The organism is Niveispirillum lacus (assembly GCF_002251795.1).
Classification (GTDB): Bacteria; Pseudomonadota; Alphaproteobacteria; order Azospirillales; family Azospirillaceae; genus Niveispirillum; species Niveispirillum lacus.
The window spans coordinates 92,508-104,092 of record NZ_NOXU01000027.1 but is presented as its reverse complement, the minus strand read 5'-3'; the positions used below and the strand labels follow the sequence as shown (position 1 = coordinate 104,092).

The following is an 11,585-nucleotide window of genomic DNA, read 5'->3' as shown; positions in this document are numbered from 1 at the left end:
GCATGGTGCCGGTAATGTTGGTGAAGCCCTATGCGTGACACCGCTAACATCCATGCCAACACGGATCATGCTGCATTGCAATCGAACTTTCATGGCGACCATGCGGGGTCGCTGGGGGGGGCTATGCATGCCGGGACTGGGATATCGGCTGCTGATGCCCCATGTTAAACCATGCGATGTCTGTCAACCCATGGATAAGAAACAATGAAATATCTGCACACGATGGTCCGTGTGACCGACCTGGAGCAGTCGCTGGATTTTTACTGCAACAAGCTGGGTCTGAAGGAATTGCGCCGCATGGAGAACCCGGCGGGCCGCTTCACCCTGGTCTTTCTGGCGGCCGATGAAACACCGGAGGCGCAGGTCGAACTGACCTATAACTGGGACCCGGAAGTTTACACCGGTGGGCGCAATTTCGGCCATCTGGCGTTCGAGGTGGACGACATCTATGCCACCTGCCAGTCGCTGCTGGACAAGGGCGTGACCATCAATCGTCCGCCGCGCGACGGCCGTATGGCCTTCATCCGTTCGCCTGACAATATCTCGATCGAACTGTTGCAGAAGGGCGGGTCGCTGCCTGCGGCGGAACCCTGGACCAGCATGCCCAACACGGGTGTCTGGTAAGGATAATGCGGGGCGGACCAGTGAGGGTCCGCCCTTTCTTATACCGCCATATTGTCCAACAACCGCACCCCGCCAAGGCGCGCAGTGCAGATCAGGCGACCGGCGCCGGGTGCCGTCAGAGGTTCCAGGGTCAGGGCATCGACCAGAGCCAGATAGTCCACAGCGGTGAAGCCAGCGTCCAGCAGGGCCTGTGTACCCGCCGACAGAGCCGCGTCCACCGTCTCCCCGGCGTGCAACCGGTCGATCACACCGCGCATCACCCGGTTCAGTTGCCCCGCCACCTGCCGCTGTTCAGGTGACAGATACGCGTTGCGCGACGACAGGGCCAGACCATCGCCCTCCCGCACCGTCGGCACACCTTCGATCTGTACCGGAATATCCAGGTCGCGGACCAACTGGCGGATGGTGCAAAGCTGTTGATAGTCCTTCTCCCCGAAGCAGGCGACATCGGCACCCGCCTGCAACAGCAGCTTGGTCACCACCGTCGCCACACCCTGGAAATGGCCAGGACGGAACGCGCCTTCCCAGCGGGTGGTGACGGGACCGACATCAATGCTGGTCGCGAAACCGGCTGGATACATCACATCAACGGTCGGCGCGAACAGCAGGTCGCAGCCGGCACTGGCCAGCTTGGCGGCGTCACCGGCCTCGTCCCGTGGATAACGGCTGAAATCCTCGTTCGGGCCGAACTGGGTCGGGTTCACGAACACTGTGGCAATCACCCGGTCGGCCAGGTCGCGGCCCCGGCGCACCAGGGTCAGGTGCCCCTCATGCAGGGCGCCCATGGTGGGGACAAGGGCCGTGCGCAGTCCCGCCTTGCGCCATGCGTAAACCTGGGTGCGCAGGTCGGCGACAGTGCGGACGATGGACAGGCTCATGGTGATGGCTCAGGTCTGTTTCGCGGGTGCGGCATAGGGAGGTATGCGCTCCCCCTTCCCGCGACAAGCGCTAATGCGCCATATAGGCCTTGATCTTGCGCAGCACCCAGCCCAGCACGGGCAGCTTTTCATAAAACTGCTCGGCCGCATCCCAATGGTCGATATGGCTGGACACCTGACCGGCAAGGTCGAACCGTACCTCTGACATACCCTCAATGGTGCGGGGCCGCGGCTCCCCTTTCCGGCGGAATACAAAGCCCCAGCGCAGATAGGCCGTCTGTTCCGACAGGGCATGGTCGCGCACGATGAAGCGCGGCTGCTCCAGCATGTCGAACATGGAGGTGAATACCGCCTTCATCCGGTCGCGCGACCGGAAATCATTGAACGGATCTTTGAAATGCACATCCGGAACGACCAGCCGGTCCAGCCGGGCGACTGTTTCGGGCCGCAGTTCCTGATAAAAGCGGATATAGGCGGCCAGCGCCTGCTCCACCGGAACCTGTCCATTCAGCGATCCCATGCGCACCTTGATCCAAGCCGTTTCCTGAGGGTCCGATCCCGATGCTTATTTCGGCACGGTTCGACGAACCAACATGAAATACAGTGCATCGGGAAAACGGCGCAACAGCAGAAGCGGCCAGGTAAAGCGACGCGGGAACGTTATCTGGAAACCGTTGCCTTTCAGCCCCGCCACCAGCCGGGCTGCTGCCTTCTCCACCGGCATCAGGAAGGGCATGGGAAAGTCGTTCTTGTCGGTCAGCGGTGTCTTGATGAAGCCGGGGCAGACCAGTTGCACCTTGATGCCGTAACGCTCCACATCCAGCTTCAGGCTTTCCGTCATGTTGTTCAACGCCGCCTTGGAGGCGCCATAGGCCAGCGACCGGGGCAGGCCACGATAACCGGCCACAGAGGAGACGATTGCCACCTGCCCGCGCTGCCGCGCGATCATGCCGGGCAGAATGGCGGCCAGACAATTGACGGTACCGACCAGATTGACATTGATCGTGTGGGCAAAGGTGCCGGGGTCCAGATTTTTGGCCGCATCCGGCAAATAGGTGCCGGCGTTCAGCACGGCCAGCGCGATGGGCCCGTGCGCCGACAGGGCGGTCTTCACCCCATCGGCATCCGTAATATCCAGCGGAACGGGGATGATGCGGCCCGGTCCATGACACCGGTCTGACAGCGCCACGAGTGATTCGGCCCGCCGCGCGCTGGCCAGTACGGTCCAGCCCTCGGCAGCCAGGGCCAGTGCCACATGCTCTCCGATGCCGGAAGAAGCACCAGTGACCCAGGCAACACCATCGGCAGGGGTGGGGGTGGGCAGGTGTGTCATGATGGCTCCGTTCCTGTCGCCCGATAGGCCGGTATCAGGCCCGTGATGAACCGTCCGGCCTGTGCCCTGATCGCCTCGCGCCTGGCTGGTTCCATGGCGTCCAGGCCCTTATAGACCAGCCCCATCCGGGGATTGCCGCGCAGCTTGGCCTCATTCTCCATCAGGAAGTTCCAATAGAGGGCGTTGAAGGGGCAGGCGGTGGGGCCGATGGTTTCTTTCACGTCATAGCGGCACCGGGTGCAGTAGTCCGACATGCGCTGAATATATTTGCCGCTGGCCGCATAGGGCTTGCTGCCCAGATAGCCGCCATCGGCATGCATCACCATGCCGTGGACATTCGGCAGTTCCACCCAATCATAGGCGTCGGCATAGACGGCCAGATACCATTCCTCAATTTGAGCCGGCTCCACCCCCAACAGCAAGGCGAAATTGCCAGTTACCATCAGGCGTTGGATATGGTGGGCATAGGCCAGACGTTCGGTCTGCCCGATGACCTGCGCCATGCAGTTCATGTCGGTGCGCCCGGTCCAATAGAAATCGGGCAGGGGGCGGTGGGCGTTGAGCGCGTTGGTGTCGGCATATCCCGGCATTTTCAGCCAGTAGATGCCGCGTACATATTCCCGCCAGCCCAGGATCTGGCGGATAAACCCTTCCACGGCGTTCAGGGGCGCGTGGCCCTGCCGCCAGGCCTGTTCAGCGGCCTCCACCACCCGGCGAGGGTCCAGAAGGCCGGCATTGATGTAGGGGGACAAGATGGAATGGAACAGGGTTTCCTGGCCCATGGCCATCGCATCCTGGTAATCACCGAACAGGGGCAGGCAGTGGCGGATGAAATGGTCCAGCGCCCGTTCCGCCCCCGCCGCTGTGACGGCATAGAAGAACCCGTCCAGCCGGCCGAAATGCCCTGCGAACCGCGATGCCACCAGGGCCAGCACCTCATTGGTGATGGCATCGGGCGTCTCGCGGTAGGGTTGGGGGATTTTCAGGCCCTTGGGCAGGGATTTACGGTTTTCCGCGTCGAAATTCCACTGCCCGCCTTCCGGCTGCCCGTCGGGGGTCAGCAGGATTTTGTGATCCCGCCGCATCTCCCGGTAAAAGAATTCCATCCTCACCTGCTTGCGCCCGTCGGCCCAGGCGCGGAAGCGGGCAATGGGACAGAAGAAACGGTCGTCCTCCTTCACCGCCACCGGTACGGCAAAATCTTGCTGCCAAGCCCGCATCTGTTGCCAGACGCGCCATTCACCGGGGAAGGTGACGATGGCGCGCGCGGCCTGGTGCCGGTCGATGGCGCGGGACAGCTCCCCACCCAGGGTGCCCGTATTGTCGGGATCATCCAGACGGATATAGTCAACCCGGATGCCATCCGCCCGCAGTTCCTCAGCAAAATGGCGCATGGCGCTGAACAGGAAGGCAATCTTCTGCGGGTGGTGAGGGACATAGGTCGCCTCCGCCATTACCTCCGCCAGCAAGACCACGTCCTGGTGCTTATCCAGCCCGCGCAAACTGGCCAGATTGCGCGACAATTGGTCACCCAGCACCAGACGGATGCAGTCGGTCACAGTCGGGCTGCCGATTGCGGGGCGGGTTCCGGCGGGATGGCGCGGCTGTCCATAACGTAGGTGATCTTTTGGCCCTTTGCCTCAAAGGCCAGTCCCACCCACTGGCTGGTATCGTCATACCAGAGATCAATCTGATTGGTGCGGCCGGGCGGGTTGGTCAGAATATTGATCGTATGCTGGCGTGTGCGCAGGGTACCGGCCTCTGTTTCCAGCATGACCGCACCCTTATCCTCCATCCGCACGTCCATGATCAGACCGCGCTGGGTATCCAGCAATTGTGTGGCACTGGTGATGGCGCTGTTCCAGTAGCTGGTAGGGATGATATCGGCCGGGGCGACATAGCTGCCGCCGCTGCCATCCACCATCAACCCGTCGGGGCCGGCTTTGGCCCGCAGCCAATAATCGTCACCATCATCGTTGGTCCGGGTTTCGATCTCCACCAAACGTCCGCCCTGCCACACCTCCCGGTTGTGATGGCGATAGCTATAGGCGGTCACAAAGGCCAGCGACACTTCCAGATTGATCTCCTTCTCCATGATCAGCCGGTCGCCGTCCCGCAAAAAGCGCAAGCGGTGATAGCCCATGGGGCTGTCATTCTTGCGGAACACGGAAAAGGACAGGGTATCGGTCTCGGGCAGGGTGAAGGCCGCCGACCGGCGTGGCAGGAGAAACCCAAGGCCCATGGCGATTGGGGCTGACAGGATCAGGTGGCGGCGGTGCATCTTCGTCTCCTATCCCTTGGTGCGTAAGGTACTGCGTCCACCATCCACAGCCAGAACCTGGCCGGTGATCCATCCAGCATCGGGCGACAGCAAGAACTCCGCCATCGCGGCCAGGTCATCGGCCTCACCCAGTCGGGGCAGGGGATGCATGGCGGCGATACCCTGTGCCATCTGTTCGGATGCCAGAAGTGGAGCGGCCAGCGGCGTGCGGGTCAGCGACGGGGCGATGACATTCACGCGCACATGGGGCGCCCATTCCGCCGCCAGGGCCCGGCCCAGCCCGGCCACCGCTCCTTTGGCGGCGGCAATGACAGTATGATTGGTAAAGCCCTGTTCGACGGCAACGGTGGAAAACAGAACAACCGCCCCTTTGGCTGCCTTCAACCCCTTTTCTGCTGCGCGCAGGGCCGTAGCGGCACCCAGCAGGTTCAGATTGAAGGCCGACAAGAAATCGGCGCTGCGCGTGGCCTTCAGCGGCTTGATCACGATCGACCCGACACAATAGGCAATACCGGCGATGCCGTCGCCCTGGTCAGCCCGCAGAACAGCGTCGGTCAGCGCGTCCTCTTCTGTGACATCGGCGACGGCGTGGGTGGCGTCCAGGGTCTGCGACAGATCGGCAAGGCGGGTTGAATCGCGCCCGATCAGGTGCAATCTATGACCTCTGTTTGCCAGCCGCCGTGCCAGGGCACGACCGGTCCCACCGGTCGCACCAATGATGATGTAGGGGGATGCCATGGATTGCTTCCATCTTACCTTCGTCAGCCTTTGAACGTAGTGCGTGGCGGTCTGGCGCCAAGGGGTCACACCAGACCCGGAAGCAATGGAGAGAAATGATGGGCCTGAAATTTCTGCGCCATGCCAAGGTGTCGGCTCTGGTCTTGGCCGTTCCCTTGGTGCTGGCCGGCTGCGATAGCCAGGATACCGCTGAACGCGCAGGCGAGAAGATCAATGCCGCTGCTGAAAAGGCAGCCACCACGCTGAATGACGCGGCCAGCAAGTTGGAAGACGCCGCCGGCAAATTGGAGTCGGCGCAGGAAAAAGCCGGCGAGAAACTGGAAGCGGTGACCGACAAGGCGGCCGATCAGTTGGAGCAGGCCAGCGACCGTGCGGCTGCGGAACTTGAAAAGGCTGGTGAAAAGGCGGGTGTCAATCTCGGCGCCACCATCGAGGACCTGCGAGCGAAAGCCGAGGGGGCCATGGACAAGGCACAGGAAGAACAGAAGTGAGGAAAGCGGGGGTCGCCTACACCCCCAGCTTGCGCCGCACGTCGTAATCCCTGCCCTTTGACCAGCGCTCAATAAAGGCGGTCAGTTCGGCGTCGGGCTTCTCCGGCAGCATGACGACCAACTTGACATAGAGGTCGCCGGTGACCTTGCGGTCCGGGTTGGGAATGCCTTTGCCCTTCAGACGCAGTGTGGTGCCGCTGTTGGCGCCCGGGGGCACCCTCACCGCGACCTGGCCATCCAGGGTCGGCACCTTGATGGCCGCTCCCAGAATGGCTTCCTGCAGGGTGACCGGCGCGTCCAGGTGGATGTCATCATCCTTTCGGGTGAACAGGGGGTGGCTATCGACCAGCACCTCGACAATGGCATCCCCGGCCCCTGCGCCGCCCAACCCCGCCAGCCCCTGGCCTTTCAGGCGGAGCTTGGTCTGATCGCGGGTTCCCGGCGGAATATTGACGTCGATGGTCTTGCCTGTCGACAAGGTCAGCCGCCGTTTGGCGCCCAGGCAGGCATCGGCGAAGCTGACATTGACGGAATAATTCACGTCACTGCCCTTTGCCTTCACCCCCGCCCCGGCGCCAGCGGAGTAGCGCCGCTTGGTTGCACCGAAGATATCATTGAAGAAATCATCGGCGAACGGATCATCACCCGTGTCGCCGCCCGGACGGGCGCCGGCGCCCGCCCCGCGCGTACCACCCGCCCCCGGACCGCGACCGGCATTCTGCCACGCACGGCGGAAACTGCGATCCGGCCGCTCGGTGCCGGTTGCGTCGATTTCCCCCTTATCGAAACGGGCCCGTTTCTCAGGATCGGACAACAGGCCGTGGGCGCTGTTGACCTCCTTGAACTTCTGCTCGATATCGGGCCGGCCGGGATTGAGGTCGGGATGATATTGTTTGGCCAGGCGGCGAAAGGCCTGCTTGATGTCGTCGGCCGTGGCACTTCGTGTCAGCCCGAGGACAAGGTAGGGATCGCGCATGGTCACCAACGGCCAGTAAAAAGGGAAAAGCTGCCGCATCCTACGCCCCGGCGGCCCCTGGTCAAGCATGGCCGACAGGGATGGCCCTGCGCATCGGTATAAAAAACCCCGCGTCAGGGGGTGTCCTGACGCGGGGATATTGGGTTGTGCCCGTGTCAGCCAGCCATTAACTGACGATTTTCCAGGAACCGTCCGGCTGCTGACAGGCGCGTCCATAGGCTTGTTCGCTGCGGCCGCCGACGATGATCGTCTGCTGATATTCACGGCAATAGGCGCCGGTGCCCTGCTGGCGGCCCTCCTGCGTCGGGGTTACGATAACCCGGTTGCTGTTGTTGGGGTTGTCCCAGACAATAGGCTGGTTCAGCGGTGCATTGAACGAAGCATAGGTGTTGCGTTCCAGGGCGGCGCGGTCGGCCTTGTCCAGCGAGGCGCCGACTTCAGAACCAATCAGGGCACCCAGCACGGCGCCGGCACCCGTCGCCCATAGTTTACCCGAACCGCCGCCAATCTGGCTGCCGGCCAGACCGCCCATCAGGCCGCCGATCACGGCGCCACCGGTCTGCTTGCTGCCGCCGGTGGTCTGACACCCGGCCAGCAGGGCCACCAGGGCGGTGGCGACAACGATCTTGCGAATCATTTTTCAGAACCTTTCTCGGATCATGCTTTGCCCCCGAACCATTCGCCATCGGGCGTTTCCGCCTGCGGACGGGTGCCATGCGGGGGACGGCATGGACAAACAACCCATGCTGCTTATCTTCACCATCAATTCGGGCGCAACTATGACAAAGATCAAGCTATGACGCTGGAAAACGCCACCGATCCGTTCGTCCAGTTCCGCGACTGGTTCGCCGAGGCTGAGACGGCCGAAATCAACGATCCTAACGCCATGTCGGTGGCGACCGTTGCCGCCGATGGCCGTCCTTCCGTGCGCATTTTGCTACTGAAGGGGCTGGATGACCGCGGCTTTACCTTCTACACCAATACGCAGAGCCGTAAGGGTGATCAGTTGCAGGCCACGCATTTCGCGGCCCTGACCTTCCATTGGAAATCGCTGCGTCGTCAGGTGCGCATCGAAGGGCCGGTGGAACGGGTCACGGATGCCGAGGCGGATGCCTATTTCGCCAGTCGTCCGCGCGGCAGTCAGGTCGGCGCTTGGGCCAGCCAGCAATCCCGTCCCCTGGACAGCCGCGCCACCCTGGAACAGGCCGTCGCCGATGCCGAGGTCCGGTTCGGGAGCGGCATTGTGCCGCGCCCGCCGCACTGGACCGGTTTTCGCGTGGTTCCCGACCGGATCGAATTCTGGCAGGATCGGGAATACAGGCTGCATGACCGCATCCTGTTCACCCGTGAGGGTGAGGGGGCATGGTCGAAGGGCCGCCTTTATCCCTGATCTATATCCCTGATCTAAAGGTGCGTGGTGGCTGACACGGCGGAGGCGAGGGAGCGTTACCGGCGTTGGGCCACCTATGCCAGCGTCACCGTGGCCCTCATCCTGATCGCAACCAAGCTCGCTTCGTATATGGCGACCGGGGCGGTGGCGATCCTGTCCTCGCTGATGGACAGCTCGGTTGACCTGTTGGCCTCGGTCGTGACCCTGCTGGGCGTGGCACAAGCCCTTCAGCCGCCCGACAGCACCCACCGTTTCGGACGCGGCAAGGCAGAGCCATTGGCGGCCCTGGCCCAAGCCGCCTTTGTCGCCGGGTCCGGCGTTTTCCTGGGCTATGAAGGTATCGGCCGCCTGGCCGAACCCCGCCCGGTGCAAAGTCCGGAACTGGGCATCGCCACCATGGTTTTCGCTATTCTCCTGACCGGGTTACTGCTGCTGGTGCAGCGTTGGGTCGTCCGGCGTACGGGGTCGATGGCCATCGCTGCCGACAGCATGCATTACAGCGGCGACCTGCTGATGAACTCTGCCGTCATTGCGGCGCTCGGCCTCACGGCGTGGTCAGGATGGCCCTATTGGGACCCGATCTTCGCCCTCTGTATCGCCGCGTTCCTGGTTTGGGGCGCCAGCCGCCTTGTCCGCGAAGCGTTGGGTGTACTGATGGACCGCGAACTGCCCGCTGCCGACCGGGCGAAGGTCAAGGAGGTGGTGCGGGCCCATGCGCAGACCCGCGGCATCCACGACCTGCGCACCCGGTCCACGGGTATCGGTCAGCATATTGAATTCCACCTGGAACTGGACCCGCACCTGACCTTGGCACAGGCGCATGACATTACCGATGAGATCGAGCGGGAACTGCGCGCGGTGTTTCCCCAGGCAGAGTTCGCCATTCATCAAGAACCGGCCGGCCTGGAAGATGATCGTCTGGATCATCGGATCAGGCGGTGAGACCGCTTGCTCGGCCCTGGAGGGGCGGGGCGATACTGTCGCTGGTTCCACCCTATCCAGATGCACCTCCGCCATGACAGATTCGTGACTGCCCCTGTGTGCCTCATCACAGGAAGACCGGCACGGTCGCCTTTATTTTTGTGGAACCTTCGAGACGTCTGGCAGAATGTGTCTGCCGGTAACCGGGGGCAGCAATCGCCGGGCATCGTCCGGCTCCAGGGGCAGTGTCATGGAGTTCAAGGTTAAGTTCTGGGGCGTGCGGGGGACATTTCCCTGTGCCTATGCCTCGCATCTGACCTATGGCGGCAATACCAGTTGCGTCGAGATCACGGCGGGCGACCGCACGCTGATCCTGGATGCGGGTACGGGCCTGCGCGCGCTGGGTCAACGCTTCCGTCGCGACAAGGTTCAACATGCCACGTTGCTGCTCAGCCATGCCCATTGGGACCATATCAACGGTTTCCCCTTCTTTGAGCCGGGCTATTGTCCGGATTTTCATCTGGACATCTTTGCCCGTGACTTGTCGGGGTGCAGTTGCATCGGCGAGGTGCTGACCACCTGCATGGAAAAGCCCCTTTTCCCGGTGCCGCTGACCACCATGCGGGCGAAAATGGCGTTTCAGAATTTACATGCCGGTGACCAGTTGGATCTGGGGCCGGGCCTGGTGGTCAAGACGGGGGAACTCAACCATCCGGGTGGGGCGGTAGGCTACCGTATCGAGTATGGCGGCAAGGCCTTCTGTTACGTCACCGACACCGAACATGTGGCCGGTCGGCTGGATGAGAACATCCTGCGGCTGATCGAGGGGGCTGACATTGTCTTGTATGACACCACCTACACCGAGGAGGAATATGCCGCCCGTGTTGGCTGGGGTCATTCGACCTGGAATGAAGGCGTGAAGCTGGTGCAGGAGGCTGGTGCCAAGCGCCTGTGCCTGTTCCACCATGATCCCGACCATGATGATAAGGCCATGGCCGCGATTGAACGCGATGCCAAACTGGCATTCCCTGGTGCCTTCGCGGCGCGTGAGGGGGCGGTGCTGGACATGTTGAACCTGCCGTCCGATGCGACGATAGCAGCGGCGTAACCAGCCTCACGCGGCCAGTTCGCGCCAGCCGCGACGGCGGACAGCCGGCAGGAAAGTGGCGCTGACGGGCACCAGCATGCCGCTTTCCAGACGCAGGGCCCATTTGCGTCCGTCGCGCCGTTCCAGACCCTGGACCGCACGACCGGCTACCCAGTAGCCGCGATGCACCTGTTCGCCGTCCAGATGCGACAGTTCTGCCAGGGCGTCGCGCAACCGGTACAGGACCAGCGGCTTGCGCCCATCGGCCAGATACAGGCGCAGGTAATGATCCTCTGCCTCCACCGCCAGAACCTGATCGGCATCACCTACCCCGGCCCGGGCCAGCAGGCCGCCGCTGACGATGTCCGGCCGCTCAACCGGTGTCGTGACAGGCACTCTGTCGGATATTCCCACAGGGGGGGCGAGGTCGGCAGCAGCGGGCGCGGTGGCGGTGGGGTGGCGGCGCAGGATCCAGCGTACCGCTTCCACGCCGGCACAGATCATCAGCCCCAGTGCCACTGAGCTGCCATAGAGCGGCAGATAGGGCGGAGCAGATACGCCCACAGCCCAGTTGGCCAATCGGACTTCAAAGGGCAAGGTCAGTTGCAGGATAAACACCGACAGCACGGCCAGCCAGGCCATATCGCGGTCCCGCCACCGGACCAGCGGGCCGGTGAAGCGGAACCACAGCCACCATTTCAAGCCATTCACCGCCATCAGGCCCAGCCAGTAAGGCAGTCGTTCCGGGAAAGGAATGGCCATGGTGCCGAACGGTCCCATGATGGTGAGGGCGACCGACACGATCACCCAGATCGTCAATAAACCGGCAATGCTGGGCGCACGTTTCATGGCTGGACTTGGATCGT

14 protein-coding genes are annotated in these 11,585 nt (G+C 62.8%); 5 read left to right on the top strand and 9 right to left on the bottom strand.

The features are described from left to right. Window positions 1-204 precede the first annotated feature (204 nt). On the top strand, window positions 205-624 hold the full coding sequence (locus CHU95_RS09615) for a VOC family protein (protein WP_094456112.1): 420 nt from the start codon (window positions 205-207) through the stop codon (window positions 622-624). Window positions 625-662: 38 nt separating this feature from the next. Here the strand turns inward: CHU95_RS09615 and panC are convergent, their stop codons facing one another. The 6 genes from panC to CHU95_RS09585 all read right to left on the bottom strand — a co-directional run bounded on the left by panC (window position 663) and on the right by CHU95_RS09585 (window position 5,854). Beyond that, the gene (gene panC / locus CHU95_RS09610) at window positions 663-1,502 is read right to left on the bottom strand and encodes a pantoate--beta-alanine ligase (protein WP_094456110.1); all 840 of its coding nucleotides are present in this window, start codon (window positions 1,500-1,502) and stop codon (window positions 663-665) included. 70 nt (window positions 1,503-1,572) lie between these two features. Beyond that, a complete protein-coding gene (locus tag CHU95_RS09605; protein ID WP_245838092.1) occupies window positions 1,573-2,022 on the bottom strand; it encodes a nuclear transport factor 2 family protein in 450 nt (149 codons plus the stop codon). Window positions 2,023-2,067: 45 nt separating this feature from the next. Then, window positions 2,068-2,835, bottom strand: a complete 768-nt coding sequence (locus CHU95_RS09600) for an SDR family NAD(P)-dependent oxidoreductase (RefSeq protein ID WP_094456109.1) — start codon at window positions 2,833-2,835, stop codon at window positions 2,068-2,070. Next, on the bottom strand, window positions 2,832-4,394 hold the full coding sequence (locus CHU95_RS09595; protein WP_094456107.1) for a cryptochrome/photolyase family protein: 1,563 nt from the start codon (window positions 4,392-4,394) through the stop codon (window positions 2,832-2,834). Before CHU95_RS09595 ends, CHU95_RS09600 begins: the two co-directional genes overlap by 4 nt. Beyond that, window positions 4,391-5,116: a DUF6134 family protein gene (locus tag CHU95_RS09590; RefSeq protein WP_094456105.1), complete on the bottom strand. Its 726-nt coding sequence runs from the start codon at window positions 5,114-5,116 to the stop codon at window positions 4,391-4,393. Before CHU95_RS09590 ends, CHU95_RS09595 begins: the two co-directional genes overlap by 4 nt. A 9-nt stretch (window positions 5,117-5,125) precedes the next feature. Then, window positions 5,126-5,854 (bottom strand): SDR family NAD(P)-dependent oxidoreductase, encoded by a 729-nt coding sequence (locus CHU95_RS09585; protein WP_094456103.1) that lies wholly within the window; start codon window positions 5,852-5,854, stop codon window positions 5,126-5,128. Window positions 5,855-5,949: 95 nt separating this feature from the next. Between CHU95_RS09585 and CHU95_RS09580 the strand changes: the two genes are divergently transcribed. Continuing rightward, on the top strand, window positions 5,950-6,345 hold the full coding sequence (locus tag CHU95_RS09580) for a hypothetical protein (protein WP_094456101.1): 396 nt from the start codon (window positions 5,950-5,952) through the stop codon (window positions 6,343-6,345). 16 nt (window positions 6,346-6,361) lie between these two features. On the opposite strand, the gene CHU95_RS09575 is transcribed toward CHU95_RS09580, so the two are convergent. Both CHU95_RS09575 and CHU95_RS09570 read right to left on the bottom strand, forming a co-directional pair. Beyond that, window positions 6,362-7,360 carry a J domain-containing protein gene (locus CHU95_RS09575; protein WP_245838090.1) on the bottom strand — a complete coding sequence of 333 codons (999 nt, stop codon included), beginning with the start codon at window positions 7,358-7,360 and terminating at the stop codon, window positions 6,362-6,364. A gap of 127 nt (window positions 7,361-7,487) precedes the next feature. Beyond that, window positions 7,488-7,958 carry an RT0821/Lpp0805 family surface protein gene (locus CHU95_RS09570; protein WP_094456099.1) on the bottom strand — a complete coding sequence of 157 codons (471 nt, stop codon included), beginning with the start codon at window positions 7,956-7,958 and terminating at the stop codon, window positions 7,488-7,490. 159 nt (window positions 7,959-8,117) lie between these two features. On the opposite strand from CHU95_RS09570, the gene pdxH reads away from it, so the two are divergent. The 3 genes from pdxH to CHU95_RS09555 all read left to right on the top strand — a co-directional run bounded on the left by pdxH (window position 8,118) and on the right by CHU95_RS09555 (window position 10,740). Continuing rightward, window positions 8,118-8,711 (top strand): pyridoxamine 5'-phosphate oxidase, encoded by a 594-nt coding sequence (pdxH, locus tag CHU95_RS09565; RefSeq protein ID WP_094456097.1) that lies wholly within the window; start codon window positions 8,118-8,120, stop codon window positions 8,709-8,711. Window positions 8,712-8,738: 27 nt separating this feature from the next. Beyond that, window positions 8,739-9,653 carry a cation diffusion facilitator family transporter gene (locus CHU95_RS09560; RefSeq protein WP_207762433.1) on the top strand — a complete coding sequence of 305 codons (915 nt, stop codon included), beginning with the start codon at window positions 8,739-8,741 and terminating at the stop codon, window positions 9,651-9,653. Between the two features lie 229 nt (window positions 9,654-9,882). Continuing rightward, entirely contained in the window at window positions 9,883-10,740 is an 858-nt protein-coding gene (locus CHU95_RS09555) for an MBL fold metallo-hydrolase (protein WP_094456093.1), read from the top strand. A gap of 6 nt (window positions 10,741-10,746) precedes the next feature. On the opposite strand, the gene CHU95_RS09550 is transcribed toward CHU95_RS09555, so the two are convergent. Next, window positions 10,747-11,568 carry a LytTR family DNA-binding domain-containing protein gene (locus tag CHU95_RS09550; RefSeq protein WP_094456091.1) on the bottom strand — a complete coding sequence of 274 codons (822 nt, stop codon included), beginning with the start codon at window positions 11,566-11,568 and terminating at the stop codon, window positions 10,747-10,749. Between the last annotated feature and the right edge of the window lie 17 nt (window positions 11,569-11,585).

Coding starts and splice junctions, on each gene's coding strand:
- CHU95_RS09615 (WP_094456112.1), top strand. CDS start 205: ATGAAATATCTGCACACGATGGTCCGTGTGACCGACCTGGAGCAGTCG.
- panC (WP_094456110.1), bottom strand. CDS start 1,502: ATGAGCCTGTCCATCGTCCGCACTGTCGCCGACCTGCGCACCCAGGTT.
- CHU95_RS09605 (WP_245838092.1), bottom strand. CDS start 2,022: ATGGGATCGCTGAATGGACAGGTTCCGGTGGAGCAGGCGCTGGCCGCC.
- CHU95_RS09600 (WP_094456109.1), bottom strand. CDS start 2,835: ATGACACACCTGCCCACCCCCACCCCTGCCGATGGTGTTGCCTGGGTC.
- CHU95_RS09590 (WP_094456105.1), bottom strand. CDS start 5,116: ATGCACCGCCGCCACCTGATCCTGTCAGCCCCAATCGCCATGGGCCTT.
- CHU95_RS09585 (WP_094456103.1), bottom strand. CDS start 5,854: ATGGCATCCCCCTACATCATCATTGGTGCGACCGGTGGGACCGGTCGT.
- CHU95_RS09580 (WP_094456101.1), top strand. CDS start 5,950: ATGATGGGCCTGAAATTTCTGCGCCATGCCAAGGTGTCGGCTCTGGTC.
- CHU95_RS09575 (WP_245838090.1), bottom strand. CDS start 7,360: ATGCGGCAGCTTTTCCCTTTTTACTGGCCGTTGGTGACCATGCGCGAT.
- CHU95_RS09570 (WP_094456099.1), bottom strand. CDS start 7,958: ATGATTCGCAAGATCGTTGTCGCCACCGCCCTGGTGGCCCTGCTGGCC.
- pdxH (WP_094456097.1), top strand. CDS start 8,118: ATGACGCTGGAAAACGCCACCGATCCGTTCGTCCAGTTCCGCGACTGG.
- CHU95_RS09555 (WP_094456093.1), top strand. CDS start 9,883: ATGGAGTTCAAGGTTAAGTTCTGGGGCGTGCGGGGGACATTTCCCTGT.
- CHU95_RS09550 (WP_094456091.1), bottom strand. CDS start 11,568: ATGAAACGTGCGCCCAGCATTGCCGGTTTATTGACGATCTGGGTGATC.